The sequence below is a fragment of the Streptomyces sp. BA2 genome, assembly GCF_009769735.1.
Classification (GTDB): Bacteria; Actinomycetota; Actinomycetes; order Streptomycetales; family Streptomycetaceae; genus Streptomyces.
The window spans coordinates 2,018,435-2,043,394 of sequence record NZ_WSRO01000002.1; the positions used below are offsets into that span (position 1 = coordinate 2,018,435).

The 24,960-nt window shown below is 69.9% G+C and carries 22 protein-coding genes; 7 read left to right on the plus strand and 15 right to left on the minus strand.

Features of this window, described 5'->3' with window-relative positions; translation table 11 throughout:
• Positions 1–5: 5 nt before the first annotated feature.
• The 9 genes from E5671_RS11660 to E5671_RS11700 form a co-directional block, all read right to left on the minus strand.
• Positions 6–521: a shikimate kinase gene (locus E5671_RS11660; RefSeq protein WP_336605736.1), complete on the minus strand. Its 516-nt coding sequence runs from the start codon at positions 519–521 to the stop codon at positions 6–8.
• The gene (gene aroC / locus E5671_RS11665; protein ID WP_160503772.1) at positions 518–1,702 is read right to left on the minus strand and encodes a chorismate synthase; all 1,185 of its coding nucleotides are present in this window, start codon (positions 1,700–1,702) and stop codon (positions 518–520) included. The genes E5671_RS11660 and aroC overlap by 4 nt, the downstream gene beginning before the upstream one ends.
• 128 nt (positions 1,703–1,830) lie before the next feature.
• On the minus strand, positions 1,831–2,034 hold the full coding sequence (locus E5671_RS11670) for a hypothetical protein (protein WP_160503773.1): 204 nt from the start codon (positions 2,032–2,034) through the stop codon (positions 1,831–1,833).
• Positions 2,035–2,036: 2 nt separating this feature from the next.
• Positions 2,037–2,864: a shikimate dehydrogenase gene (locus E5671_RS11675; RefSeq protein WP_160503774.1), complete on the minus strand. Its 828-nt coding sequence runs from the start codon at positions 2,862–2,864 to the stop codon at positions 2,037–2,039.
• Positions 2,864–4,534: an endolytic transglycosylase MltG gene (gene mltG / locus E5671_RS11680; protein ID WP_160503775.1), complete on the minus strand. Its 1,671-nt coding sequence runs from the start codon at positions 4,532–4,534 to the stop codon at positions 2,864–2,866. Before mltG ends, E5671_RS11675 begins: the two co-directional genes overlap by 1 nt.
• A gap of 124 nt (positions 4,535–4,658) precedes the next feature.
• Complete coding sequence (gene ruvX, locus E5671_RS11685) at positions 4,659–5,123, minus strand: Holliday junction resolvase RuvX (RefSeq protein WP_160510134.1); 465 nt, start codon at positions 5,121–5,123, stop codon at positions 4,659–4,661.
• A 20-nt stretch (positions 5,124–5,143) separates the two neighbouring features.
• A complete protein-coding gene (gene alaS / locus E5671_RS11690) occupies positions 5,144–7,813 on the minus strand; it encodes an alanine--tRNA ligase (RefSeq protein WP_160503776.1) in 2,670 nt (889 codons plus the stop codon).
• Positions 7,813–8,187 carry a DUF6167 family protein gene (locus E5671_RS11695; RefSeq protein WP_160503777.1) on the minus strand — a complete coding sequence of 125 codons (375 nt, stop codon included), beginning with the start codon at positions 8,185–8,187 and terminating at the stop codon, positions 7,813–7,815. The genes alaS and E5671_RS11695 overlap by 1 nt, the downstream gene beginning before the upstream one ends.
• Positions 8,188–8,194: 7 nt before the next feature.
• Positions 8,195–8,665, minus strand: a complete 471-nt coding sequence (locus E5671_RS11700) for a DUF948 domain-containing protein (RefSeq protein ID WP_202121085.1) — start codon at positions 8,663–8,665, stop codon at positions 8,195–8,197.
• Between the two features lie 139 nt (positions 8,666–8,804).
• On the opposite strand from E5671_RS11700, the gene E5671_RS11705 reads away from it, so the two are divergent.
• Complete coding sequence (locus tag E5671_RS11705) at positions 8,805–10,985, plus strand: ATP-binding protein (protein ID WP_202121086.1); 2,181 nt, start codon at positions 8,805–8,807, stop codon at positions 10,983–10,985.
• Here the strand turns inward: E5671_RS11705 and rpsD are convergent.
• The 3 genes from rpsD to E5671_RS11720 form a co-directional block, all read right to left on the minus strand.
• Entirely contained in the window at positions 10,973–11,587 is a 615-nt protein-coding gene (gene rpsD / locus E5671_RS11710; protein WP_160503779.1) for a 30S ribosomal protein S4, read from the minus strand. The genes E5671_RS11705 and rpsD overlap by 13 nt on opposite strands.
• Before the next feature lie 382 nt (positions 11,588–11,969).
• Positions 11,970–13,319 carry an AAA family ATPase gene (locus E5671_RS11715; protein ID WP_160503780.1) on the minus strand — a complete coding sequence of 450 codons (1,350 nt, stop codon included), beginning with the start codon at positions 13,317–13,319 and terminating at the stop codon, positions 11,970–11,972.
• A 71-nt stretch (positions 13,320–13,390) separates the two neighbouring features.
• Entirely contained in the window at positions 13,391–14,050 is a 660-nt protein-coding gene (locus tag E5671_RS11720; RefSeq protein ID WP_160503781.1) for a vitamin K epoxide reductase family protein, read from the minus strand.
• A 137-nt stretch (positions 14,051–14,187) separates the two neighbouring features.
• On the opposite strand from E5671_RS11720, the gene E5671_RS11725 reads away from it, so the two are divergent.
• Genes E5671_RS11725 through E5671_RS11740 form a run of 4 tightly spaced genes read left to right on the plus strand, consistent with a single transcriptional unit; the run spans position 14,188 to position 17,739 of the window.
• Positions 14,188–15,075 carry an ABC transporter ATP-binding protein gene (locus E5671_RS11725; protein ID WP_160503782.1) on the plus strand — a complete coding sequence of 296 codons (888 nt, stop codon included), beginning with the start codon at positions 14,188–14,190 and terminating at the stop codon, positions 15,073–15,075.
• Positions 15,072–15,926 (plus strand): ABC transporter permease, encoded by an 855-nt coding sequence (locus tag E5671_RS11730; protein ID WP_160503783.1) that lies wholly within the window; start codon positions 15,072–15,074, stop codon positions 15,924–15,926. Before E5671_RS11725 ends, E5671_RS11730 begins: the two co-directional genes overlap by 4 nt.
• A complete protein-coding gene (locus E5671_RS11735) occupies positions 15,923–17,119 on the plus strand; it encodes a sensor histidine kinase (protein WP_160503784.1) in 1,197 nt (398 codons plus the stop codon). The genes E5671_RS11730 and E5671_RS11735 overlap by 4 nt, the downstream gene beginning before the upstream one ends.
• Positions 17,116–17,739 carry a response regulator gene (locus E5671_RS11740; RefSeq protein WP_160503785.1) on the plus strand — a complete coding sequence of 208 codons (624 nt, stop codon included), beginning with the start codon at positions 17,116–17,118 and terminating at the stop codon, positions 17,737–17,739. The genes E5671_RS11735 and E5671_RS11740 overlap by 4 nt, the downstream gene beginning before the upstream one ends.
• Positions 17,740–17,886: 147 nt before the next feature.
• Here the strand turns inward: E5671_RS11740 and hisS are convergent, their stop codons facing one another.
• Together hisS and E5671_RS11750 are read right to left on the minus strand one after the other, a co-directional pair.
• Positions 17,887–19,149 carry a histidine--tRNA ligase gene (hisS, locus tag E5671_RS11745; protein ID WP_160503786.1) on the minus strand — a complete coding sequence of 421 codons (1,263 nt, stop codon included), beginning with the start codon at positions 19,147–19,149 and terminating at the stop codon, positions 17,887–17,889.
• A gap of 13 nt (positions 19,150–19,162) precedes the next feature.
• Positions 19,163–19,867 (minus strand): MBL fold metallo-hydrolase, encoded by a 705-nt coding sequence (locus E5671_RS11750; RefSeq protein WP_160503787.1) that lies wholly within the window; start codon positions 19,865–19,867, stop codon positions 19,163–19,165.
• A gap of 146 nt (positions 19,868–20,013) precedes the next feature.
• Here E5671_RS11750 and E5671_RS11755 point away from each other — a divergent pair, with 146 nt between their 5' ends.
• The gene (locus tag E5671_RS11755) at positions 20,014–20,835 is read left to right on the plus strand and encodes a peptidylprolyl isomerase (protein ID WP_160503788.1); all 822 of its coding nucleotides are present in this window, start codon (positions 20,014–20,016) and stop codon (positions 20,833–20,835) included.
• A gap of 134 nt (positions 20,836–20,969) precedes the next feature.
• Positions 20,970–22,202: a DUF349 domain-containing protein gene (locus tag E5671_RS11760; protein ID WP_160503789.1), complete on the plus strand. Its 1,233-nt coding sequence runs from the start codon at positions 20,970–20,972 to the stop codon at positions 22,200–22,202.
• Between the two features lie 69 nt (positions 22,203–22,271).
• Here E5671_RS11760 and E5671_RS11765 read toward each other — a convergent pair whose 3' ends face one another.
• Complete coding sequence (locus E5671_RS11765; protein WP_160503790.1) at positions 22,272–24,845, minus strand: RelA/SpoT family protein; 2,574 nt, start codon at positions 24,843–24,845, stop codon at positions 22,272–22,274.
• Between the last annotated feature and the right edge of the window lie 115 nt (positions 24,846–24,960).

A 24,960-nucleotide genomic window follows, 5' to 3' on the forward strand; every position in this document is an offset into this window, starting at 1 on the left:
CTCCGTCATGCTTCCTTCAACTCCAGTGCGTCGAGGACCGCTTGGGCTACCTCTTCGGGGGTGCGGTCGTCGGTGGCGACGACGGCGCGGGCGACTTCGGCGTAGAACTGGCGGCGGGCGTCCATCAGTTCGCGCCACTGCTTGCGCGGATTGACCGCGAGCAGGGGGCGCGCGACGTTCAGGCCGGTGCGCTTGACCGCTTCCTCGACGTCCATCGACAGATAGACGACGGGGTGCGGGGCCAAGAGCGCGCGGGTCGTCTCGTCGAGGATCGCGCCGCCGCCGAGCGCGAGGACACCCTCGTGCTCGGCGAGAGCCGTACGCACGGCCGCCCGCTCCAGGTCGCGGAAGTGCGGCTCACCCTCGTCCACGAAGATGTCCGCGATCTCCCGGCCCTGTGCGGCCACGATGTCGGCGTCGGTGTCGCGGTAGACGGTGCCGAGGCGCTCGGCGAGCAGCGCGCCCACCGTCGACTTGCCCACGCTCATCGGCCCGACGAGAACGATCTGCGGGCCGGTCACCGGATCTGCAGGTTGTCGAGGTACGAGGTGACGTTGCGCCGGGTCTCGGGCACGCTGTCGCCACCGAACTTCTCGGCGACGGCGTCGGCCAGGGTCAGCGCGACCATCGCCTCGGCGACGATGCCGGCGGCCGGGACCGCACACACGTCGGAGCGCTGGTGGTGCGCCTTGGTGGCCTCGCCGGTGGCGACGTCGACGGTGGCGAGCGCGCGGGGCACGGTCGCGATGGGCTTCATCGCGGCACGCACGCGCAGCAGTTCGCCGGTGGTCAGGCCGCCCTCGGTGCCGCCGGAGCGGCCTGAGGTGCGCCGGATGCCGTCGTCGGTGGAGACGATCTCGTCGTGCGCCTTGGAGCCCGGCACGCGCGCGAGGTCGAAGCCGTCGCCGACCTCGACGCCCTTGATGGCCTGGATGCCCATGAGCGCGGCGGCGAGCCGCGCGTCGAGCCGCCGGTCCCAGTGCACGTGCGAGCCGAGGCCCACGGGCACGCCGTACGCGAGCACCTCGACGACGCCGCCCAGGGTGTCGCCGTCCTTGTGGGCCTGGTCGATCTCGGCGACCATCGCCTTGCTCGCGTCCGCGTCGAGGCAGCGCACCGGGTCGGCGTCGAGCTTCTCGACGTCGGCGGGGGTGGGGTAGACGCCGTAGGGCGCCTTGGCCGCCGCGAGCTCCGTGACGTGGCTGACGATCTCGATCCCGGCCGTCTCCTTCAGGTACGAGCGGGCGACCGCGCCGAGCGCGACGCGGGCCGCGGTCTCTCGGGCCGAGGCGCGCTCCAGGATCGGGCGGGCCTCGTCGAAGCCGTACTTCTGCATGCCCGCGAGGTCGGCGTGGCCGGGCCGGGGGCGGGTCAGGGGGGCGTTGCGGGCCAGGTCGGCGAGGATCTCGGGGTCGACCGGGTCGGCCGCCATGACCTGTTCCCACTTGGGCCACTCGGTGTTGCCCACCATGATCGCGATCGGCGAGCCCATGGTCAGACCGTGCCGGACGCCACCCAGGAAGGTGACCTCGTCACGCTCGAATTTCATGCGCGCACCGCGCCCATAGCCGAGCCGCCGCCGGGCCAGGTGGTCCGCCACCATCTCCGTGGTGATCGGCACGCCGGCGGGAAGACCCTCCAGCGTCGCGACAAGTGCGGGTCCGTGGGACTCTCCCGCGGTCAGCCAACGCAACCTGCTCAACGGTGCTCCTCATGCTCGCGCCTGGAACTGCGTGGCGCGGCCGGGTGCGCGGCCCTGGCCCGCCATCCCCGATCCTCCCACGTCGGGGGGCGGGACCTGGCCTCCGGTCCATAAGACGGACGGCCCCGCTACCCCTCGGCAGTCGCCTCGGCCTTCGTACGGGCCGCTCTTCGGGCAGCGATCTTGCGCGTGCGCTTGATGGTCCAGGCGGCCACGACGATCGCGACGATGGCCGCGATGACCGTCAGCTGCAGCCACCAGGGCATGAATCTGAACGGCAGGAACCTGATGAAGAGCTCGAAGAGGTCCCCCTTGCCCGAGGCCATGTGCATCCCTAGCGTCCCTCGAGCGCGTGTTCCCCGGCTTTCCGCATGGCGAGGAGCGGCGCGGGCGAACGCCCCGTCATCTGCTCGACCTGGAGCACCGCCTGGTGCACGAGAAGGTCGAGCCCGCTGACGACGGCCCCTCCGTACATGGACCAGCGGGCCGCCAGAGCGGTGGGCCACGGGTCGTACAGGACGTCGAAGAGGGTCGCGGGCCGCTCGGGCACGGCGGCCGACAGCGCGTCGGTCGCGCCCGCCGGAGTCGTGGCGATCACCAGCGGCGCGCTCAGCGCGCGCTCGGCGTCCGCCCAGTCCTCGGTCCGCACCTCGACGCCGAGCCGCTCGCCCCACTCCCGCATCTCGGCGGCACGCGCCTGACTGCGTACGTACGCGACGACCTCGCCCGTGCAGATCCGCGCGAGCGCGGCAAGGGCGGACGACGCGGTGGCGCCCGCGCCGAGGATCGCGGCCGACTCGACCTGCTCGATGCCGCGCTCCCGCAGGGCGGCGACCATGCCGGGGATGTCGGTGTTGTCGCCGACGCGGCGGCCGTCGTCCGTGAAGACGACGGTGTTGACCGCCTCGACGGAGGCGGCGGTCGCACTGATCTCGTCGAGCAGCGGGATCACCGCGCGCTTGAGCGGCATCGTCAGCGAGAGCCCGGCCCACTCGGGGCCGAGACCCTTCATGAACCCGGGCAGGGCCGCTTCGTCGACGTCGAACAGGTCATACGTCGAGTCGACCAGACCCAGCTCCCCGTATGCGGCGCGGTGCAGCACCGGGGAGAGGGAATGGGCGATCGGGGAGCCGAGAACTGCGGCTCGGCGCTTGGTGCTCATCACCCGGAATTCTTCTTCTGTTCCTCGAGGTACTTCTGACGGTTGCGCTCGTGCTGCTCGTTCGTCTCGGCGAACAGCGTTTCGTCCGCGTTGATGGAGACGAAGTAGTACCAATTCCCCTTGGCCGGGTTGAGCGCGGACTTGAGCGCCTCGTCGCCGGGGTTGCCGATCGGCCCGGGGGGCAGGCCCTTGATCTTGTAGGTGTTGTACGGGTCGTTGAACTTGCGCAGATCGTCGACCGTTCCGGTTTCCAGGGTGCTTTCGGCCTTGGCGTAATTCACCGTGGAGTCGAAGTCGAGAAGTCCGTAGGTCTCCGTGTTGCCCGGCTTGAGGCGGTTGTAGACGACTGTCGCGACCTTGTCGAAGTCGTGCTTGTACTTGCCTTCGGCCTGGACCAGGCTCGCCACGGTGAGCACCTGGAGCGGGTCCTTCAGCTTCAGCTCCGCGGCCTTCGACTTGAGGCCCAACTCGTCGTACTTCTGGTTGGCTTGGGCCACCATCTTCTTCAGGACGTCGGCGGGCTTCTGGCCCTTGGCGACCGGATAGCTGGAGGGGTAGAGGAAGCCTTCCAGCGGATCCTTGATGTCCTTGTTGGTGTTCGCCCAGTCGGGAAGTCCGAGAGACTTCCATTCCTTCTTGGCGACACCCTCGGTGGTGCCCTTGTCGAGTTCGAGTCGGGTGTCGATCTGCTTGTAGACCCACGAGTTCCGCTTGCCCTCGGGAATGATGAGGTTATTGCGGCTCTTCGGGCTGAGCATCAGTTCGACCGCGCTCTTGGCCGACATCTCCTTCTTCAGGACATAGACGCCTTCCTGAATGGTATTGCCCTTGGGATTCTGCGCCTGCGCGGAGACAAAGGCGTCCACGCTCTTGACGACCCCGGCCTCTTTCAGTTTCTGGCCGATCACATAGCCGCCGGCGCCCTTCGGGATGTCGACCGTCGCGATGCCGGTTCCCTCGCCCGCGTAATCCGGCGACGTACCGAATCGGTCCTGGTAGAACTGGTAGCCGAAGTAGCCGACCCCGCCGAGACCACCGGCGAAGACCAGCGTCACGACCAGGCAGGCGCAGCCGCTGCGGCGTTTCTTCGGTTTCTTGCCGCCCCGGCCGCCCCGGCGGTCCCCGCGGCGCCCCGGCGGAGTGTCGTCGTCCTCGTCATCGTCGTCCGCGCCCGAGAAGAAGGCGTGCTCGCCCTGGTCCGGGCCCGGGTCCCAGTCCTGCCGCGGCTCGGGTTCGGGGCGGCGGCGGGACGGCGGCTCCGGCGGGGGGTACGCGTCGGGAGTGCCGTAGTAGTCCGGGCTCTCCGCGCCGTAGCCGCCCGGCTGGTGGCCGTAGGGGTCCGCGGGGTCGGCGGCGTAGGGGACCTGACCGTGCTGGCCGGTGTCGTAGCCGCCGTTGTACTGCTGCTGCTCAGGGGCGCCGTTGTACTGCTGCTGGCCGGTGGGCCCGCCGTACTGCTGCTGACCGTAGGCCTGCTGCTGGCCCGTGCTCCAGTCGTCGTACTGCGCCTGCTGCTGAGGGTGCTGCGGCTGCTGAGGGTGGTACTGCCCCTGGCCGCCGTAGGTGGACTGGCCGCCCGAAGGCTGCTGTCCTCCCCATCCGCCGTCCCCGTACAACGGGTCCTCGGGATGCCACGGTTCGGAGCCTGGACCCCGGCCATACTCAGTCATCGATCCCCTACATGCCGCGAGGCGGGGCCGCCGTCTGAGTGGGAGGGCAACCGTTCCGCCTCTTGATGCTGTGCGGCAGCTGTTCGAACACCGCCGCATCGCGCGGAACGTTACCGTATCGCGATCAGATGACCACTTCGACGCCCTCGCCCGGAGCTTTACCTGACGCCCGTTCGGACTCCAGTGCCTGCTGAAGGATGATGACGGCCGCCGCCTGATCGATGACAGACCTGCCCTTTTTGGACTTCACGCCCGAGGCGCGCAACCCCTGACTGGCCGTCACTGTGGTCATCCTCTCGTCGAGGAGCCTCACCGGAATGGGCGCCACCAAGCGCGCGAGGTCCTGGGTGAAGGCACGAACCTTGACGGCCGCCGGGCCCTCGCCCCCCTTGAGGGAGCGAGGGAGACCGACGACGATCTCGATCGGTTCGTACTCGTCGACGAGCTGCTTCAACCGGCGCTGGGCGGCCGGGACATCGCGTCCCGGCACCGTCTCCACCGGAGTGGCGAGGATCCCGTCGGGGTCGCACGAGGCGACCCCGATCCGGGCGTCACCGACGTCGATCGCGAGGCGTCGGCCCCTGCGCATGCCGCCATCGGATTCGGACATCAGGCCGTCTCTGCCACGAGGCGCTCGACGGCGGCCATGGCGTCACCGATGGCCGCGGGGTTCTGGCCGCCGCCCTGGGCGACGTCCGGCTTGCCGCCGCCACCGCCGCCGAGGGTCTTGGCGGCCGTACGGACGAGGTCGCCGGCCTTGAGGCCGCGCTCGCGGGCCGCTTCGTTCGTGGCGATGACCGTCAGCGGGCGGCCGTTGGCCGTGGTGAACAGGGCCACCACGGCCGGGCGGTCGCCCGGGATGCGGTGGCGTACGTCGAGGACCAGCTTGCGCAGGTCGTCGGCGCCCGTGCCGTCCGGGACCTGGCCGGTGGCGAGCGCGACGCCTCGTACGTCCTTGGCGGATTCGACGAGACCGGCGGCGGCCGCCAGGACCTTCTCCGCGCGGAACTTCTCGATCTCCTTCTCGGCGTCCTTCAGCTTGCCGAGCATGGCGGAGACCTTCTCGGGCAGCTCCTCGGAGCGGCCCTTGACCAGCTCCTGGAGCTGGGCGACGACCGTGTGCTCCTTGGCGAGGAAGTTGTACGCGTCGACGCCGACCAGGGCCTCGATGCGGCGCACGCCGGAGCCGATGGACGATTCGCCGAGCAGCTTCACCAGGCCCAGCTGGGCGGTGTTGTGGACGTGCGTGCCGCCGCACAGCTCCTTGGAGAAGTCTCCAATGGTGACCACACGGACCCGCTCGCCGTACTTCTCGCCGAACTCGGCGATGGCGCCCTGCTTCTTGGCCTCGTCGATCGACATGACCTCGGCCTGTACGTCGAGTTCGTGCGCGAGGACTTCGTTGATCTTCTGCTCGACGTCCGTCATGACGGCCGTGGGCACGGCCGACGGGGAGCCGAAGTCGAAGCGGAAGCGGCCGGGCTGGTTCTCGGAACCGGCCTGGGCGGCCGTCGGGCCGAGCGCGTCGCGCAGCGCCTGGTGGGTGAGGTGCGTGGCGGAGTGGGCGCGGGCGATGGCGCGGCGGCGGTGCACGTCGATCGAGGCCCAGACCTGGTCGCCGACGGTGATCTCGCCGACCTGGACGACACCCTTGTGGACGTGCACGCCGGGGACCGGCTTCTGCACGTCACGGATCTCGACAACGGCGCCGTTGTCGAGGCGGATCCGGCCGGAGTCGGCGATCTGGCCGCCGCCCTCGGCGTAGAAGGGGGTGCGGTCGAGGACGACCTCGACCTCGTCGCCCTCGCGGGCGGCGGGGGACGAGACGCCGTCGACCAGGAGGCCGACGATCACGGCCTCGTTCTCGGTGAGGGTGTAGCCGGTGAAGTCCGTGGCACCGGAGGCGTCGACGATCTCGCGGTAGGCGCCGAGGTTCGCGTGGCCGGTCTTCTTGGCCTGGGCGTCGGCCTTGGCGCGCTCCCGCTGCTCCTTCATCAGGCGCCGGAAGCCGTCCTCGTCCACGGAGAGGCCCTGTTCGGCGGCCATCTCCAGGGTGAGGTCGATCGGGAAGCCCCACGTGTCGTGCAGCAGGAACGCCTTGTCGCCGGCGAGGACCTTGCCGCCTGCGGCCTTGGTCTCGGTGACGGCGGTGTCGAGGATGTTCGTGCCGCCCTTGAGGGCCTTCAGGAAGGCGGCCTCTTCGGCGAGGGCGACGGTCTCGATGCGCTTGCGGTCGGTCTGCAGCTCGGGGTACTGCTCGCCCATCGACTTGATGACCGTGTCGACGAGTTCGAGGGCGACCGGGCCGGTGGCGCCCATCAGGCGCATGTTGCGGATGGCGCGGCGCATGATGCGGCGCAGGACATAACCGCGGCCTTCGTTGCCGGGCGTGACGCCGTCGCCGATGAGCATCACGGACGTACGCATGTGGTCGGCGACCACGCGCAGGGAGACGTCCGAGCCCTGCTCGGCGCCGTACCGCACGCCGGTCAGCTCGGTGGCCTTGTCCATGACCACGCGCAGGGTGTCGGTCTCGTACATGTTCTGCACGCCCTGCAGGATCATCGCGAGGCGCTCGAGACCGAGGCCGGTGTCGATGTTCTTGCTGGGCAGCTCGCCGAGGATCTCGAAGTCCTCCTTCGAGGTGCCCTCGCCGCGCTCGTACTGCATGAAGACCAGGTTCCAGATCTCCACGTAGCGCTCGTCGTTGACGGCGGGGCCGCCCTCGACGCCGAACTCGGGGCCGCGGTCGTAGTTGATCTCGGAGCAGGGGCCGCAGGGTCCGGGGACGCCCATGGACCAGTAGTTGTCCTTCTTGCCCAGGCGCTGGATGCGCTCGGCGGGGACGCCCACCTTCTCGCGCCAGATGGTCTCGGCCTCGTCGTCGTCGAGGTAGACCGTCACCCACAGGCGCTCGGGGTCGAGGCCGTAGCCACCGTCCGCCACGGAGCTGGTGAGCAGCTCCCAGGCGTACTTGATGGCGCCTTCCTTGAAGTAGTCACCGAAGGAGAAGTTGCCGCACATCTGGAAGAACGTGCCGTGCCGCGTGGTCTTGCCGACCTCTTCGATGTCGGGCGTACGCACGCACTTCTGCACGCTCGTGGCGCGCGAGAACTGCGGCTTGACCTCGCCCAGGAAGTAGGGCTTGAAGGGCACCATGCCCGCGGGGACGAGGAGCAGAGTCGGGTCGTCCGCGATGAGCGACGCCGAAGGGACGACGGTGTGCCCGCGCTCCTCGAAGAAGCTCAGCCAGCGGCGGCGAATCTCGGCCGACTCCATCAGTGGTCCTCATTCCGGTTGTACGAGTACTTCGACTTCGAGAGGTACTTGCCCTGCTTGTTCTTGTCGGTCTTGCTTGACTTGCTGGTTCTGCCGTTCTCGATGGCCACGACCACACGGCGCTGCCCGGGCAGTTCGGGGTCGACCGGGGCCTCGAGGCCCAGGGCCTCGCCCAGTTCGGCCTCGCGCTGGGCCATGCCGTCGCGGACGTCGAGAGCGAAGTCCTTGAGCTTGTGACCCGCCTCGACCGCCTTGTTCGCGGCCTGCGCCGCGAGGCTTTCGGGGGTCAGTTGCTTGATCTTGCGGTTGACCTTGGTGGTGGCCCACACACCGGCAGCGGCGCCCGCGGTGAACCAGAACGTACGGCGGAACATCGCTGCGTCAGTCCTTCTTCCGCTTGCCCCGCCGCCGCGCGGAGGGGACGGTGCGCCCCACGATCACGGTACGTCGGGCGGGCGCCGGGGGCACATTGGTTGATTCGGGTCCTGCCTTGCGGCCCAGGGCCCTGCGCACCCCGTAGCCGAACGCCGCGACCTTGACGAGGGGCCCGCCGAAGGTGGAGGCCACCGTCGTGGAGAGCGCCGACGCGTTCGACGTGACTTCCTGGACGTCCGATGCGATGGCGTCGACCCGGTCGATCTGGGTCTGCGCCGAGCGCACCGCGGTGGAGGCGTCCGCGAGCAGCGGGACGGCCTGCTCGGTCACTTCCGCGACGAGCTTGGTGGTCGCCCTGAGCGTCTGCGCCAGCCTCACCAGCACCACGGCCAGGAAGGAGACCAGGATCGCCCAGAAGACGGCCACCAGGATCCCGGCCACCTCTCCACCGGACACTGTGCACCGCTCCCTGAACATCGGTCCCGAACATCGAAAAGTCGTCCCCCGACCCTATCGCGCCGGGGCGAAGGCTCCGCACCGCATTACCGTGCAGGGGCAAGGGAGTTACCTGAAGTGATTGTACGGACTGCTTACGGATGGGTACGCTCCGTATCTCATGCGACGCGATCAGGGCACCGGTAACGGTCGGCACGACTCCCCCGCCCGCCAGCCGAGACCCGGCAACCTCCCTCTGGAGCTCAACGCCTTCGTCGGACGCGCCGACGAACTCGCCTCTCTCACCGCCGCGTTGGAGGCCGGGCGCCTGGTCACGGTGACCGGCGTCGGCGGTGTCGGGAAGTCGCGCCTCGCCGTCCGGGCCGCCTGCGGCGCCGCGCCGGGGGACGGCGCCTGGCTGGTGGAGCTCGCCGGGGTCAGGGATGCCGATCTGGTGGAGCACGCCGTCGCCGAAGCCCTGCGTCTGACGGATCACACCCACCGCACGCCGCGCGAGGTGCTGCTCGACCATCTCGCGGAGCGGGAAGTCCTCCTCGTCGTCGACGGGTTCGAGCACCTGGTGGAGGCGTGCGCCTCACTGGTGGGGGATCTGCTGCACCACTCCCCCGGGCTCCGTGTGCTCGCGGTGGGGCGCCGGCCGCTCGACACCTGCGGCGAGCGGATCTTCCCGCTCGCGCCGCTGCCCACCGAGGACGCGGCCGTGCTGTTCGCCGACCGGGCGGCCGCGGGGCTCCCCGGCTTTGCCCTGGACGACGAGAACGAAGCCGACGTGGCGGAGCTCTGCCGCCGCCTCGACGGGATCCCGCTGGCCGTCGAGCTGGCGGCGGGAAGGCTGCGGGCACTCTCGCCCGCACAGCTCCTTGCCCGGCTCGACGACCGCTTCGCGCTGCTCACCGGGACGCGGCGCGATGTGCCGCCGCGGCATCAGACCCTGCGGACGGCCATCGGCTGGAGCCATGAGCTGTGCACGGCGAGCGAGCGCCTGCTGTGGTCGCGGCTCTCGGTGTTCTGCGGGCCTTTCGACCTGGAGGCGGCCGAGTACATCTGCAGCGGCGACGGACTGCACTCCGACGACGTACTCGACGTACTGGGCGAGCTGCTCGCGCAGTCCGTCGTGACCCGCGAGGAGGGGCCGACGGGCGTCCGCTACCGCATGCTCGACACGGTCCGCGCGTACGGCGCCGACTGGCTGGAGGCGACCGGCGACGCCGCGCGGATGCGGCGCAGGCACCGCGACTGGTACATGGGCCTCGCCACCTGGTGCGAGCTGGACTGGTTCTCGCCGCGCCAGGCGCGGGTCGCCGAGCTCGTCGACTGCGAACTGCCCAATCTGCGGGGCGCGTTGGAGTACTGCCTGACCGAGCCGGACGAGACGCATCTGGGCCAGTATCTGGCGGGCAGCCTGTGGTTCTACTGGGTGGGCTGCGGGCGGCTCGCGGAGGGGCGGCACTGGCTCGACCGCGCCCTCGAACTGGACGGCGGCCACGACGAATCGCGCCTCAAGGCGCTGTGGGTGCTCGGCTACGTCGCGGTCCTCCAGGGCGACACGGTCGCCGCGCTCGCCGCTCTGCAGGAGTGCAAGGACGAGGCGGAACGTACCGGCAGCGCCATCGCGACCGCGTACGCGGTACACCGCATCGGCTGCCTCGCGCTCCTCGCCGATGACATGGAGCGCGCCGAAACCTTGCTGCGCTCGGCTCTCGAGCAGTACCGCGAGATCGGCGAGCTGAACAGCAACGTCCTGATGGGCCAGGTCGAGCTGGCGATGGCCCTGGCCTTCCGCGGGGAGCTCGCCGACGCGGTGGAGCTCTGCGAGGACGTACGCCAGGTCTGCGAGGACCACGGCGAGCGCTGGGCTCTCGCGTACGCGCTCTATGTCCTCGGCTTCGCGGCCTGGACGCGCGGCGAGGCGGAGACGGCCCGTGACCTGGTCATGCGGTGCCTGGCGCTCGACCACGCCTTCCACGATCTGCTCGGTACGGTGCTCGCGATCGAGCTGCTCGCCCTGTTCACCGCGGTGGAGGGCGACCCGGCCGAGGCCGCCGTCCTACAGGGCGCCGCGTCCCGCATCTGGCCTTCGGTGGGCCTCCCGCTGTTCGGCTCCGGGAACTTCGGCGGGCCGCACGCGCTGTGCGAGTCGCAGGCCCGCGAGCAGCTGGGCGACGCGCGGTACGAGGAGTGCGTGGCCGTCGGGGCCCGTCTCGCCCCGGACGCGGCGGTGTCCCGTGCCCTGGGCACGGGCTCCAGGAGCAACGCAACAACCCGCCGCCTGCCCCACCACGAAGGGAGGGCGGGCGACGGGCTGAAGCAGGGAGAGCTACGTCCGGGTCAGCGGGCGTAGTACTCGACGACGAGCTGCTCGTCGCAGATCACGGGGATCTCCTTGCGGTTCGGGTCACGGTCCAGACGGAAGGCCAGGGCCTTCAGGTTGACCTGGAGGTAACGCGGGATCTCGCCGTCGGGGGCGAAGCCGCCCTCACGGGAGACCTGGAACAGCGGCTTCTCGCGGCTGCGCTCGCGGACCATCACGACGTCGTCGGGACGGACGCGGAACGACGGCTTGTCGACCTTGCCGCCGTTGACCTCGATGTGGCCGTGGCTGACCATCTGACGGGCCTGGTAGATCGTGCGGGCGATGCCCGAACGCAGGATCAGGGCGTCGAGACGGCGCTCGAGCTCGATGACCAGGGCCTCGCCGGTCTTGCCTTCGGCCTTCTTGGCGCGGTCGTAGGCACGGGCCATCTGCTTCTCGCTGATGTCGTACTGCGCGCGCAGACGCTGCTTCTCGAGCAGACGGACCTTGTAGTCCGAGTTCTGCTTGCGCCCACGGCCGTGCTCGCCCGGCGGGTAGGGGCGGGCCTCGAAGTACTTGACGGCCTTCGGGGTCAGCGCGATGCCGAGGGCACGCGACTTCTTGACCTTGGGGCGGGACTGGTTCGGCATGAACCAACCTCTCTGTTCTCTGTGAAATCGGCTTCACCAGGGTTAGGGGAGGTCGCAATCCGCAGCCTGGGAAACCCATCGGATCCGGTGGTTCTGGATCCGGCGGGCAGCCGCTCCCTGGTCTGGGCACTATGTGCAGCACGCGAGTGGCCCACCGACCGCTTCCCGGAGTACGAGATGGTGGTGGGCTGCCCGCGACACCTTCGACGGTGCGCGACGCTCCTGGAGATCCCTGGACGGTGAGGTCCGGGGCTCCGGCTGGATGTCCCGTTCTGGTGGTGCCGGTACGAGACCGGACACGGGACGCAGCACTTCGGGCAAGTGTACCGGGTGACGAGGGGTGCCTCAGCCGCGGGCCGGGATGGGCCGCGAAGGGGTGGGGCTACTCGCCCTTGAGGCGCTCACGCACCCGCTCGACCACGTCGGCGTACCTCGCCTCGGCTCCATAGCGCGTGGGTTGGTAGTAACGCTTGGCCGCGACGGTGTCCGGTGCGTACTGCTGGGCCGCGATCGCGCCCGGCACGTCGTGCGGATACACATACCCCTGGGCGTGGCCGAGCTTGGCCGCTCCCTTGTAGTGGCCGTCGCGCAGGTGGGGCGGGACGGGGCCCGCGAGGCCCGCGCGGACGTCCGCCTGGGCGGACTGGATGGCGATCGTCGCGGCGTTCGACTTCGGGGCGAGGGCGAGGGCGATCGTCGCGTGGCTGAGGGTGAGCGCGGCCTCCGGGAAGCCGATCATCGCGACGGCCTGGGCGGCTGCGACCGCCGTGGGCAGCGCCGTGGGGTCGGCGAGGCCGATGTCCTCGCTCGCGGAGATCATCAGCCGGCGGGCGATGAAGCGGGGGTCCTCGCCCGCCTCGATCATCCGGGCCAGGTAGTGCAGGGCCGCGTCCACGTCCGACCCGCGGATGGACTTGATCAGGGCGCTCGCGACGTCGTAGTGCTGGTCGCCGTCACGGTCGTACTTCACGGCGGCGCGGTCGACCGACTCCTCCAGGGTCTGGAGGGTGATCGTCTTCTCCCCCTTGGCGAGCGCCGAGCCCGCGCCGGCCTCCAGGGCGGTGAGCGCGCGCCGGGCGTCGCCGCCGGAGATCCGCAGGAGATGCTCCTCGGTGTCCTCGGGCAGCTCCACGGCGCCGCCAAGGCCCCGCTCCTCGGTGAGCGCCCGGCGCAGCAGGCCGCGCAGGTCGTCGTCCGTGAGCGGTTCGAGCGTGAGGAGGAGCGAGCGGGACAGGAGCGGGGAGATGATCGAGAAGTACGGATTCTCGGTCGTCGCCGCGATGAGCGTCACCCAGCGGTTCTCGACGGCGGGCAGCAGGGAGTCCTGCTGGGCCTTGCTGAAGCGGTGGATCTCGTCCAGGAAGAGGACGGTCTCCTTGCCGTGGCCGCCCATCGCACGCCGGGCTCCCTCGATGACCGCGCGGACTTCCTTGACGCCCGCGGTGATCGCGGAGAGCTCCACGAAGCGCTTGTTCGTGGCCTTCGAGACCACGTACGCAAGGGTTGTCTTGCCGATGCCCGGCGGTCCCCACAGGAACACCGACGAGGGGCCCGCCGGTCCTCCGCCGCCCTCGCCGACCAGCCTCCGCAGGGGCGAGCCCTGCTTCAGCAGATGCTGCTGGCCGACGACTTCTTCGAGGGTGCGCGGGCGCATCCGGACGGCCAGGGGACTCGTCGAAGGGTCCTTCTCCTGGCGGTCCTCGGCAGCTGCGGTGAACAGGTCGGGCTCCACGTTCGGAACCCTACGTCAGCCCACTGACAACGCCGTCGCCGCTGCCGGTCCCGCCCACGCCACCAGCGCTGTCAGCTGGTCCAGAAGTCCCACCAGCGCGTGAGGATCAGCATGCCGATGATGCCGACGTGCAGCACCGGAAGCACCCAGGTGAACTCACTGAAGAACGTCCGCAGCCAGGCGGGAGCGGGCAGGAAACCCTTGCGGACGTTGAACGACGTGACGTACCAGAACATGATGATCGTGGCGACCCAGGCCAGGCAGCACCACAGGCACAGCGAGTTGATCTCGTACAGCGACTGGTACTGGAGCCAGGTGCAGAAGCCGACCCCGAAGAGCATGCCCGCGTTCAGCGTCAGCCAGTACCAGCGCGGGAAGCGCGCACGGCCCAGCAGGCTCATGCCGACACAGATCACTGCCGCGTACGCGGCCAGGCCCAGCATCGGGTTCGGGAAGCCGAACACCGATGCCTGGTCGCTCGTCATGATGTTGCCGCAGGAGACCACCGGATTGAGGCTGCAGCCCGGCGTGAAGTCCGGGTCCTCAAGGAGCTTGAACTTGTCCAGCGTGATGACCCACGCCGCGAGCAGACCCGCCGCACCCGTGATCACCAGAAGCAGCGCGAACGCACGGCTCCCACCGACACTGCGTGGCGCGTCCGCGTCCGTTCCCCCGTGATCGTGATCGTGCTCGGAGGGGCGGCTTTCGCTTGCCGGGGTCGTCTTGCTCATCACGCCGTTCCGTCGCTTGTGGTGGCCTGCGGGCACGGACATTGTGCCGCACGCGCGCGGGTGTCCACCGTTCGATGGACATAAGGAGGTACGCGCGGAGGTCCCGGAGCGTTCGGTTGGCCGGAACGCTCTACGGCATGACAGCAGACGACGGCACGACGGCGGCCAGAGGCGAACTCGCGGTGGACGTTCGAGGGCTGCGCAAGCGATACGGCGATGTGACGGCGGTCGACGGCATCGACCTGGCCATCCGGCACGGCGAGGTCTTCGGCATCCTCGGCCCCAACGGCGCGGGCAAGAGCACCACGGTGGAGATCCTCCAGGGCAACCGCGCCAGGGACGGCGGCGAAGTCGCCGTACTCGGCGCCGACCCCGCGTCCGCAGGGCGTGCGTGGCGCTCGCGCGTGGGGATCGTCTGGCAGGACGAGTCGGCGCCCGCCGAGTTGACGGTGCGCGAGACAGTACGTCAGTTCGCCCGCTACTACCCGAAGCCCCGCGCCCCCGAAGACGTCATCTCGCTCGTCGGCCTCGAGGAGAAGGCGGCGAGCCGCGTCAAGGGCCTCTCCGGCGGCCAGCGCCGCCGCCTCGACGTGGCACTCGGCGTCATCGGCGACCCCGCGCTCCTGCTCCTGGACGAGCCGACGACGGGCTTCGACCCGGCCGCGCGGCGCCAGTTCTGGGGCCTGATCCGCAGGCTCGCCGACGAGGGCACCACCATCGTGCTCACCACGCACTACCTGGAGGAGGCCGAGGCGCTCGCGCACCGCCTCGCGGTGATCGCCGACGGCCGGGTGGTCGCCGAGGGCGAGCCCTCGGCCCTGCGCCACCGCCACGGCGCCGAGGCCACCGTCGAGTGGACCGACCTGGACGGGACCCCGCGCGGCGAGCGCACCGGCACCCCGACGCGGACCGTCGCCGAACTGATGGCCCGGTTCGACGGGGAGATCCCGGGGCTGCGCATCAGCCGTCCCTCCCTCGAAGACGTGTATCTGCGGCTCACCGGACAGGAAGGCGGTGCGCGATGACATCTACCGCGACCTCCATGGGCGTACGTCTCTCCGAGCAGGTCCCTCAGCGGCTGCCCTCGGCCTGGGCGCTCGGTCTGCACCAGGGCGCGATGGAGCTGAGGCAGTTCTTCCGGCTGCGCGAGCAGGTGGTCTTCACCTTCGCCTTCCCCATCGTCTTCCTCTTCCTCTTCGCGTCGATCTTCAGCAACGACGTGGAGGGCGCGGACATCACGGCGTCGCAGCTCTACGTGGCCGCGATGATCGCCGCGGGCGTCATGTCCACCAGCTTCCAGTCGCTCGGCATCTCCATCGCGATCGAGCGCGACGAGAAGGTGCTGCGGCGTCTGCGCGGGACGCCGATGCCGCCCGCCGCGTACTTCCTCGGCAAGATCTGGCTCGTCCTGGTCACCGGACTCCTGGAGACCGTCGCCCTGCTGCTCGTCGGCGTGACACTCTTCGACGTCGATCTGCCCACGAGCGCGGGCAAGTGGCTCACCTTCGGCTGGGTCTTCGTCCTCGGCCTCACCGGCTGCGCGCTGCTCGGCATCGCGATCAGCAGCGTCCCGAAGTCCGGACGCAGCGCGAACTCGGTGGTCGTACTCCCGTTCCTGGTGCTGCAGTTCATCTCCGGCGTCTACATCGCCATCGACACGATCCCCGACTGGATGCTGAACATGGGCGCGCTCTTCCCGCTGAAGTGGATGTGCCAGGGCTTCCGCGGGGTGTTCCTGCCCGAGTCGGCGAACGTCCTGGAACAGACGGGGAGTTGGGAGTACGGCCGCATCGCCCTGGTGCTCGGTGCCTGGTGCGTCGGAGGATTGGTGCTGTGTCTGCTGACCTTCCGGTGGAAGAACCGGCGCGAGGGATGAGCAAGGCGGCCGGACCGCGCGACGCGCACATCTGGCTGCGCACGTTCCGCCTCTGGGACTCGTACTTCGCCGTGGTGTGGGTGGCCACCCTGGTCTTCGTGCTCGGCACGGCGGAGCCGGGGTGGCCCGTCCGGCTCACCACCGCGGGGCTGCTGCTGCTCCTGGCCCCCTGGTACGTGGGGTTCGGGCGCGGCGTCCTCATGGAGGAGGGCACCGACGAGCGCCGGGCGTTGATCTACGTCGCGGGCGCCGTCGTACTGTTCCTGCCACCGGGTGTGCTGATCGGCGAGACCCGCCTGATGACCTTCGCACTCATCCCGCAGTGCTTCATCTGTCTGCGGATGCGCTGGGCGATCGCGGGGGTCACCGTCATCAACTTCGCACCCGTGGCGGGCTGGGCGCTGCTGTGGCGGCCCTCGCCGCAGGACCTCTTCTACAACTCGGTGTTCGCCGTGGTGACGCTGGTCTTCTCGGTGGCGATGGGCAGCTGGGCCGTCCGCATCATCGAGCAGAGCCTCGAACGGGCCGAGCTCATCGCCGAGCTGGAGGCCAGCCGCGAGGAGGTCGCCCGGCTCTCCGCCGAGCGCGGCGCTCTCACGGAGCGCGAGCGCATGTCGCGCGAGATCCACGACACCCTCGCGCAGGGCTTCACCAGCGTCCTCATGCTCGTCCAGGCCGTCGACGCGGAGCTGGAGCGCGACGTTCCCGCCGCCCGCCGCCACCTGGGTCTTATGGAGGCGACGGCCCGGCAGAACCTCGCCGAGGCGCGGGCCCTGGTAGCGGGGCGCGCGCCCGCCGACCTGGACGGCGGTTCGCTCCCGGACGCCTTGCGGCGCCTGGCGTCCCGGCACGAGGCCGAGGTCTCCGTGACAGGTGAGGTGCGCCCGCTGCCGCCAGGCCTCGAAGTGGTGGCCCTGCGCTCCTGCCAGGAGGCCCTCACCAACGTACGCAGGCACGCCGGGCCCGGTGCGTCGGCGAGCGTCGCCCTGGCCTACGCGCCGGGCTCGCTCACCCTGGCGGTGCGGGACACGGGGCGCGGCTTCGACCCCGGCGTGCCGCGGCAGGGGTACGGCCTGCCGGGGCTGCGCGCACGGGCCGCCGAGTTCAGGGGCACCGCAGAGGTGACCAGTGGCCCCGGCGACGGCACGACCGTCACCGTCCTGCTGCCGATCCCCGAGAGGAGCGCTCCGTGATCCGCATCGTGCTGGCCGACGACCATCCCGTCGTGCGCGAGGGGCTGCGCGCCATGCTGAGCGCCGAGCCGGATCTGGACGTGGTCGCGGAAGCGTCCAGCGGGCCCCGGGCGGAGGCGCTGGCCGCCGAACTGCGGCCGGACATCGTCCTGATGGACCTGCGGATGCCCGGCGGTGGCGGAGCCGACTCGATCGAGCGGATGGCGGCTGGGGGGCTGCCCTGCCGGGTCATCGTGCTCACGACGTACGAGACCGACCGCGACATTCTGCGGGCCGTGGAGGCGGGCGCGGCGGGCTATCTGCTCAAGGACCTGGCGCGGGGAGAACTGGCCGAGGCGGTGCGGGCCGCTGCCCGCGGGGAGACGGTCCTGGCCCCCTCGGTGGCGGCCCGCTTGGTGGACCAGCTGCGGAATCGCCCGGAGCGGCCTCGGCTTTCGGAGCGCGAGACGGCGGTGCTTCGGCTGGTCGCCGACGGGTGCACGAACGCCGAGATCGGGCGCCGACTGCACGTCGCCGAGTCGACCGTGAAGACGCATCTGCTGCGGGTCTTCGGGAAGCTGGGGGTGGACGACCGGACGGCGGCGGTCACGACTGCGATGCGGTGTGGGTTGCTGGACTGAGATTCTCGCCCCACGCCGGAGGGGCTGGATTTCCAGCCCGTCCGGCGTTTGAGGACGAGGCCGTTCAGGCCGATACGGGGGTCTGGGGGCGGAGCCCCCAGGTACGGGACGGGTAGGGGCGGAGGGGGCGAAAAAGCCGCCCCTGGGTCAGCTCAGCCGGGCCTTCAGCTCGCCCACCAGCTCGTCCACCGCGATCGCCGCCTGCTCCCCGGACTCCATGTCCTTCAGCTGCACAACGCCCTCGGCGAGATCCCGCTCACCGGCGACCACGGTGTACCGGGCCCCAGAACGGTTCGCGTTCTTCATCGCACCCTTGAGCCCCTTCCCGCCGTACGAGAAGTCCGCCGCGACGCCCGCCCTGCGCAGCTCCGTCACCTTGGAGAACAGCACCCGGCGCGCCTCGTCACCGAGCGGCACCGCGAACACGCTGGTCGCCGACGGCAGTTCGAGCTCCACGCCCTCCGCCTCCAGGGCAAGCACCGTGCGGTCCACGCCGAGCGCCCAGCCGACCGACGGCAGCGAGGGGCCGCCGATCATCTCGGACAGGCCGTCGTAGCGGCCGCCGCCGCCCACCGCGGACTGCGAGCCGAGGCCGTCGTGGACGAACTCGAAGGTCGTGCGGGTGTAGTAGTCCAGGCCGCGGACCAGCTTCTCGTCGTCCTCGAAAGCGACGCCCGCCTCCGTGATCAGCTCGCGCACCTGCTCGTGGTACGCCTTGCACGCGTCGCACAGGTAGTCGCGCAGCATCGGGGCGCCGACCAGCTGCTTCTGGACGTCGTCGCGCTTGTCGTCCAGGACCCGCAGCGGGTTGATGTCGATACGTCGACGTGTCTCCTCGTCCAGATCGAGCCCGCGCAGGAAGTCCTGCAGCGCGGCGCGGTAGACGGGGCGGCACTCCTTGTCGCCCAGCGAGTTCAGCAGGATGCGGAACTGCTTCAGGCCGAGCGCGCGGTACGCCTGGTCCGCGAGGATGATCAGCTCGGCGTCCAGGGCCGGGTCCTCCGCGCCGATCGCTTCCGCGCCGACCTGCGAGAAGTGGCGGTAGCGGCCCTTCTGCGGGCGCTCGTAGCGGTAGTACGAGCCGGAGTACCAGAGCTTGACCGGGAGGTTGCCCGCCTTGTGCAGGTTGGCCTCAAGGGCCGCACGCAGCACGGAGGCGGTGCCCTCGGGGCGCAGGGCGAGCTGGTCGCCGCCCTTGGTCTCGAAGGCGTACATCTCCTTGGAGACGATGTCGGTGGACTCGCCGACGCCGCGCGAGAACAGCTCGACGTTCTCGAAGCCGGGCGTCTCGACGTAGCCGTACCCGGAGTTCCGCAGCGGCGCGGCGATGGCCTCGCGCACCGCCAGGTACTTCGCCGAGTCCGGGGGCAGGAGGTCGTAGGTGCCCTTGGGGGCCTTGAAGGTGCTCACGGGTTTTCTCTCGTCACATTCCTCGTCGGGGAGCGTCGGCTCCCAGGCCGGCGGCCACCTGGCGCAGATACGGGTTGGTGGCGCGCTCACGGCCGATGGTCGTGTGCTCGTTGTGACCGGGCAGGACCACGGTCGAGTCGTCGAGCGGCAGGCACACGCGCGCCAGCGATTCGAGCATCTCGTCGTGCGATCCGCCGGGCAGGTCGGTGCGGCCGATGGAGCCGGCGAAGAGCAGGTCTCCCGAGAAGAACACCGAGGGAACCTCGGCGGACTCGGGGAGCTGGAACGTCACCGACCCCTTCGTATGCCCCGGCGCGTGCGCGACGGAGAAGTCGAGTCCGGCGAGCTTCAGCCGCGCGCCGTCGGCCAGCTCCTTGACGTCGGAGGGCTCCCCCACGGTCAGTTCGCCGAGCAGCTGCGCGCCGAAGGAACGGCCTATGGCCTTCTCCGGGTCGCTCATCATGTACCGGTCGTCGGGGTGGATCCACGCGGGCACGTCGTGCGCCCCGCAGACCGGCACGACCGAGGCGACATGGTCGATGTGGCCATGGGTGAGGACGACCGCGACAGGCTTGAGCCGATGCTTCTTGAGCGCGTCCTCGACTCCCTCGGCGGCCTGGTGGCCCGGGTCGATGATCACGCACTCCTCGCCTGCGGCGGGGGCGACCAAGTAGCAGTTGGTGCCCCAGGCCCCGGCGGGAAACCCGGCAATGAGCACGATCGTCCTTCGTTCGTAGTCCGGCGGAGGTGACCGCGCGGGATCGCGGCAGATCAGAGCCTACCGGCGCTCCCGATTCCACAGCTAACCCATATACGGTACGGGGCACACAGAAGCGGTCATCCACGCAGAGGAGAGAGAACCCGGTGGTCAGCAACGATCAGCGGCGGCGTCAGCTCGCCCGGGAGAAGTTCTTGCGGCAGCAGCAGCGCCGGGAGGCCGCGCGGCGCAGGGCGCGGATGCGCAACGCGGTGATCGCCTCGGCGCTCGCCGTGGTCGTGGCAGGCGGCGCGGTGACGTACGCGGCGGGCGCCTTCGACGGCGACAGCGCGAGCAACGACGAGGCGAACGCGAGCCCCACCACCAAGCCGGACCCCTGCGAGAAGCCCGCGGGCGGCAAGGTGAAGCCGCTCAGCTTCAAGAAGGAACCGAAGCTGACGATCGACAAGTCGGCCGACTACACGATGAAGCTCGGCACCACCTGCGGCGACATCGACCTGAACCTGTCGGCGGCCAAGGCCCCGCACACGGTCAACTCCTTCAACTTCCTGGTGAACAAGGGCTACCTCGACCACACCAAGTGCCACCGGCTCACCGCGGGCGGCATCTTCGTGCTCCAGTGCGGCGACCCGAAGGGCACCGGCGAGGGCGACCCCGGCTACTCGATCCCGGACGAGAACCTCAAGGACAAGCGTCTGAAGGGGAACGTGTATCCGGCGGGCACGGTCGCGATGGCCAACCAGTACAACGCCGAGAAGAAGACGGGCCGGGACACCGGCGGCAGCCAGTTCTTCCTGGTCTACCAGGACAGTCAGCTCCCGCCCGACTACACACCGTTCGGGACCATTTCCGATTCCGGGATGAAGGTGCTCAAGAAGATCGCCGACGCCGGCGAGAGCACCGGCCAGGGCGACGGCGCCCCGAACGCGACGGTCGTCATCAACAAGGCGACCGTGTCGAAATCCTGACCGCCCGCGGGCAAACTTCGGACGCGCGGGATGCGGACAGCCGCCCCGCTGGTCGCCTATGTTGGCGGTGACGAAACTGTGGACGATGCCGGGGGCCCCGAGGCCCTGCGCAGGCATCATGTGGAGGAGGCGCTGTGAGCAGCGACCCGTGGGGCCGCGTCGACGAGACGGGGACCGTGTACGTGCGCAAGGCCGACGGCAGCGAGCGCGAGGTCGGTTCGTGGAAAGCAGGGTCTCCTGACGAGGCCCTGGCTTACTTCGAGCGCAAGTACGACGGTCTGGTCGTCGAGATCGGACTTCTCGAGCGCCGGGTGAAAACGACCGACCTGTCGGCCAAGGACGCCATGACCGCCATCGACCACCTGCGCCAGCAGGTGGACGAGGCACACGCGGTCGGCGATCTGGACGCCCTGAGCACGCGCCTGGACAAGCTCGTCGAGACCGTCGACGCGCGCCGTGAAGAGCGCAAGGTCCAAAAGGCCAAGCAGTCGGACGAGGCGAGGCACGCCAAGGAGGCGCTGGTCGTCGAGGCCGAGGAGCTCGCCCAGAGCGAGCAGTGGCGGGCGGCGGGCGAGCGGCTTCGCGCCCTGGTGGACACCTGGAAGGGACTGCCGCGCCTGGACCGCAAGTCGGACGACGAGCTGTGGCACCGCTTCTCGCACGCCCGCTCGGCGTTCTCCAAGCGGCGCAAGGCCCACTTCGCCTCGCTGGACGCCCAGCGCGAAGAGGCCCGCAAGACCAAGGAGAAGCTGGTCGGCGAGGCCGAGGCACTCTCCGGGTCGACCGACTGGGGTCCGACGGCCGCGCGTTACCGCGACCTGATGACGGAGTGGAAGGCCGCGGGCCGCGCCCAGCGCGAGCACGAGGACGACCTGTGGAACCGCTTCCGCGGCGCCCAGGACGTGTTCTTCGCGGCGCGCAGCGCGGTCTTCGCGGAGCGGGACGCCGAGCAGACGGAGAACCTGAAGCTGAAGGAGGAGCTGGCCGAGGAGGCCGAGAAGCTCGTCCCCGTGAAGGACCTCAAGTCGGCGCGCGCGGCCTTCCGTACGCTCAACGAGCGCTGGGAGGCCATCGGCCACGTCCCGCGCGACGCGCGGCCGAAGGTCGAGGGGCGGATGCACGCGGTGGAGCGTGCCCTCCAGGAGACCGAGGAGGCCGAGTGGCGCCGGACGAACCCTGAGGCACGCGCGCGTGCCGAGGGTCTGACCGGTCAGCTGCAGGCCGCCGTCGACAAGCTGGTCGACCAGATCGAGAAGGCGCGCGCCGCGGGCAACAACGCCAAGGCCGACAAGCTCCAGAAGGAGCTCGATGGCCGTCAGGCGCTCCTCGACCAGGCCCTGAAGGGGCTGCACGAGTTCGGCGGCTGAGTTTTCGCTCACTACGTAGAGGGGCTCCCGTACATCGCGTACGGGAGCCCCTCTACGTAGTGGACCGGTTCACGGCCTGCGCGCCGACGTCACCCTGTAGACGTCGTACACACCCTCGACTCCCCTGACCGCCTTGAGCACATGGCCCAGGTGCTTGGGGTCGCCCATCTCGAAGGTGAAGCGCGAGGTGGCGACCCGGTCGCGGGAGGTCTGGACGGCCGCGGACAGGATGTTCACGTGCTGGTCCGACAGGATGCGCGTGACGTCCGACAGCAGGCGCGAGCGGTCGAGGGCCTCGACCTGGATGGCGACCAGGAAGACCGAGGACTGGGTGGGCGCCCACTCGACCTCGAGGATGCGCTCGGGCTCGCGGGAGAGCGAGTCGACGTTCACGCAGTCGCTGCGGTGAACCGATACGCCGCTGCCGCGCGTGACGAAGCCGATGATCGGGTCCCCCGGCACGGGCGTACAGCAGCGGGCCAGCTTGACCCACACGTCCTCGACGCCCTTGACGACGACACCGGGGTCGGCGTTGGCGCGGCGCTTGCTGCGGCCGCGCGAGGGCGGTGCGCTCTCGGCGATGTCCTCGTTGGCGGCCTCTTCGCCGCCGAGCGCCTGGACGAGCTTCTGTACGACGGACTGCGCGGTGACGTGGCCTTCGCCGATCGCCGCGTACAGGGAAGAGATGTCGGGGTAGCGCATCTCGTGCGCGAGCGTGACGAGCGAATCGCCCGTCAGGATCCGCTGGATCGGCAGGTTCTGCTTGCGCATGGCGCGCGCGATGGCGTCCTTGCCCTGCTCGATGGCCTCGTCGCGGCGCTCCTTGGAGAACCACGCGCGGATCTTGTTGCGCGCCCGCGGTGACTTGACGAAGCCGAGCCAGTCGCGGGAGGGGCCCGCGCCTGCCGCCTTGGAGGTGAAGACCTCCACCAAGTCGCCGTTGTCCAGGGTCGATTCGAGCGGAACGAGCCGTCCGTTGACCCGGGCCCCTATGGTGCGGTGGCCGACCTCGGTGTGGACCGCGTACGAGAAGTCGACGGGGGTGGCGCCCGCAGGGAGCGCTATGACGTCGCCCTTCGGTGTGAAGACGAAGACTTCGTTGCGCGACAGGTCGAAGCGCAGCGACTCGAGGAACTCGCTGGGGTCCTCGGTCTCCTTCTGCCAGTCCAGGAGCTGGCGCAGCCACGCCATGTCGTTGAGGTGGTCGTCCTTGCCACCGGTCTTCTTCGGTACGTCCGTACGCACCTTGGAGGCGCCGGCGGACGGCTCCTGCTTGTACTTCCAGTGGGCGGCGATGCCGTACTCGGCGCGGCGGTGCATGTCGAACGTACGGATCTGGAGCTCGACGGGCTTGCCGCTGGGGCCGATCACCGTCGTGTGCAGCGACTGGTACATGTTGAACTTCGGCATCGCGATGTAGTCCTTGAACCGGCCGGGGACCGGATTCCATCGCGCGTGGACCGTGCCGAGGGCGGCATAGCAGTCGCGGACCGTGTCGACGAGGACGCGGATGCCCACCAGGTCGTAGATCTCCGCGAAGTCACGGCCGCGGACGATCATCTTCTGGTAGACGCTGTAGTAGTGCTTCGGGCGTCCGGTGACGGTGGCCTTGATGCGGGCGGCGCGCAGGTCGGCCTGGACCTCGTCGGTCACTATGGCGAGGTACTCGTCGCGCTTGGGGGCGCGCTCGGCGACCAGGCGCACGATCTCGTCGTACATCTTGGGGTAGAGGATCGCGAAGGCGAGGTCCTCCAGCTCCCACTTGATGGTGTTCATGCCCAGGCGGTGGGCCAGCGGAGCGTAGATCTCCAGCGTCTCGCGGGCCTTCTTCTCCTGCTTCTCGCGCTTGAGGTAGCGCATCGTGCGCATGTTGTGCAGGCGGTCGGCGAGCTTGATGACCAGGACGCGGGGGTCCTTGGCCATGGCGACGACCATCTTGCGCACGGTCTCGGCCTGCGCGGCCTCGCCGAACTTGACCTTGTCCAGCTTGGTGACGCCGTCGACGAGGAGGGCGACCTGGTCGCCGAAGTCGCGCTTGAGGGTGTCGAGGCCGTACTCGGTGTCCTCGACGGTGTCGTGAAGCAGGCCCGCCATCAGCGTGGCCGGGTCCATGCCGAGCTCGGCGAGGATCGTCGTCACGGCGAGGGGGTGCGTGATGTACGGGTCGCCGCTCTTGCGCTTCTGGCCGCGGTGCCAGCGCTCGGCGACCTGGTAGGCCTTCTCGATCTGGCGCAGCGTCGCCGTCTCGATCTTGGGGTCGTTGCTGCGCACTATCCGCAGCAGCGGCTCCAGGACCGGGTTGTACGGGTTCGAGCGCTGGACGCCCAGGCGGGCCAGGCGGGCGCGTACGCGGTTGGAGGAGCCGGAGCGCTCGTTCTTGGCCGCGGTGGGCCGTGGCGTGGGCGTCGTACTGCCGGCGCGGGCCTCGGTGGGGGGCTTGGGGCGCGCTTCGGCGGCCGGCTTGTCCCGCTGGGCGCTGTCGCCCGTCGTGCGCGGTGCGGAGGTGCCGCCGGGGGCGCTGGGGGGCGCGCTGTCCTGCTGCCTCGCGGGCGTCGCGTTCTTCGCGGGCGTGGCGGCGTGTGCCGCGGCGCGCTTGGCCTCTGCGGCCTTGGCGGCGGTGAGTGCCTTGGAATCGTCTGGCAAGAGGCGCTCCCTGTGCGCGATCCGGGTCCCCCGGTCAGGCCCCGAAGAGCCCATGGTATCGATCCTCGACCTTCGACTCTCCCTCAGCTCGTGAGACGCCCTTCTACGAGAGGAA

What these genes read in the sequence shown, in the direction of transcription:
- E5671_RS11670 (WP_160503773.1), bottom strand. Translation starts at nt 2,034, where the DNA reads ATGCACATGGCCTCGGGCAAGGGGGACCTCTTCGAGCTCTTCATCAGG.
- E5671_RS11675 (WP_160503774.1), bottom strand. Translation starts at nt 2,864, where the DNA reads ATGAGCACCAAGCGCCGAGCCGCAGTTCTCGGCTCCCCGATCGCCCAT.
- mltG (WP_160503775.1), bottom strand. Translation starts at nt 4,534, where the DNA reads ATGACTGAGTATGGCCGGGGTCCAGGCTCCGAACCGTGGCATCCCGAG.
- ruvX (WP_160510134.1), bottom strand. Translation starts at nt 5,123, where the DNA reads ATGCGCAGGGGCCGACGCCTCGCGATCGACGTCGGTGACGCCCGGATC.
- alaS (WP_160503776.1), bottom strand. Translation starts at nt 7,813, where the DNA reads ATGGAGTCGGCCGAGATTCGCCGCCGCTGGCTGAGCTTCTTCGAGGAG.
- E5671_RS11695 (WP_160503777.1), bottom strand. Translation starts at nt 8,187, where the DNA reads ATGTTCCGCCGTACGTTCTGGTTCACCGCGGGCGCCGCTGCCGGTGTG.
- E5671_RS11700 (WP_202121085.1), bottom strand. Translation starts at nt 8,665, where the DNA reads ATGTTCAGGGAGCGGTGCACAGTGTCCGGTGGAGAGGTGGCCGGGATC.
- E5671_RS11705 (WP_202121086.1), top strand. Translation starts at nt 8,805, where the DNA reads ATGCGACGCGATCAGGGCACCGGTAACGGTCGGCACGACTCCCCCGCC.
- rpsD (WP_160503779.1), bottom strand. Translation starts at nt 11,587, where the DNA reads ATGCCGAACCAGTCCCGCCCCAAGGTCAAGAAGTCGCGTGCCCTCGGC.
- E5671_RS11720 (WP_160503781.1), bottom strand. Translation starts at nt 14,050, where the DNA reads ATGAGCAAGACGACCCCGGCAAGCGAAAGCCGCCCCTCCGAGCACGAT.
- E5671_RS11725 (WP_160503782.1), top strand. Translation starts at nt 14,188, where the DNA reads ATGACAGCAGACGACGGCACGACGGCGGCCAGAGGCGAACTCGCGGTG.
- E5671_RS11730 (WP_160503783.1), top strand. Translation starts at nt 15,072, where the DNA reads ATGACATCTACCGCGACCTCCATGGGCGTACGTCTCTCCGAGCAGGTC.
- E5671_RS11735 (WP_160503784.1), top strand. Translation starts at nt 15,923, where the DNA reads ATGAGCAAGGCGGCCGGACCGCGCGACGCGCACATCTGGCTGCGCACG.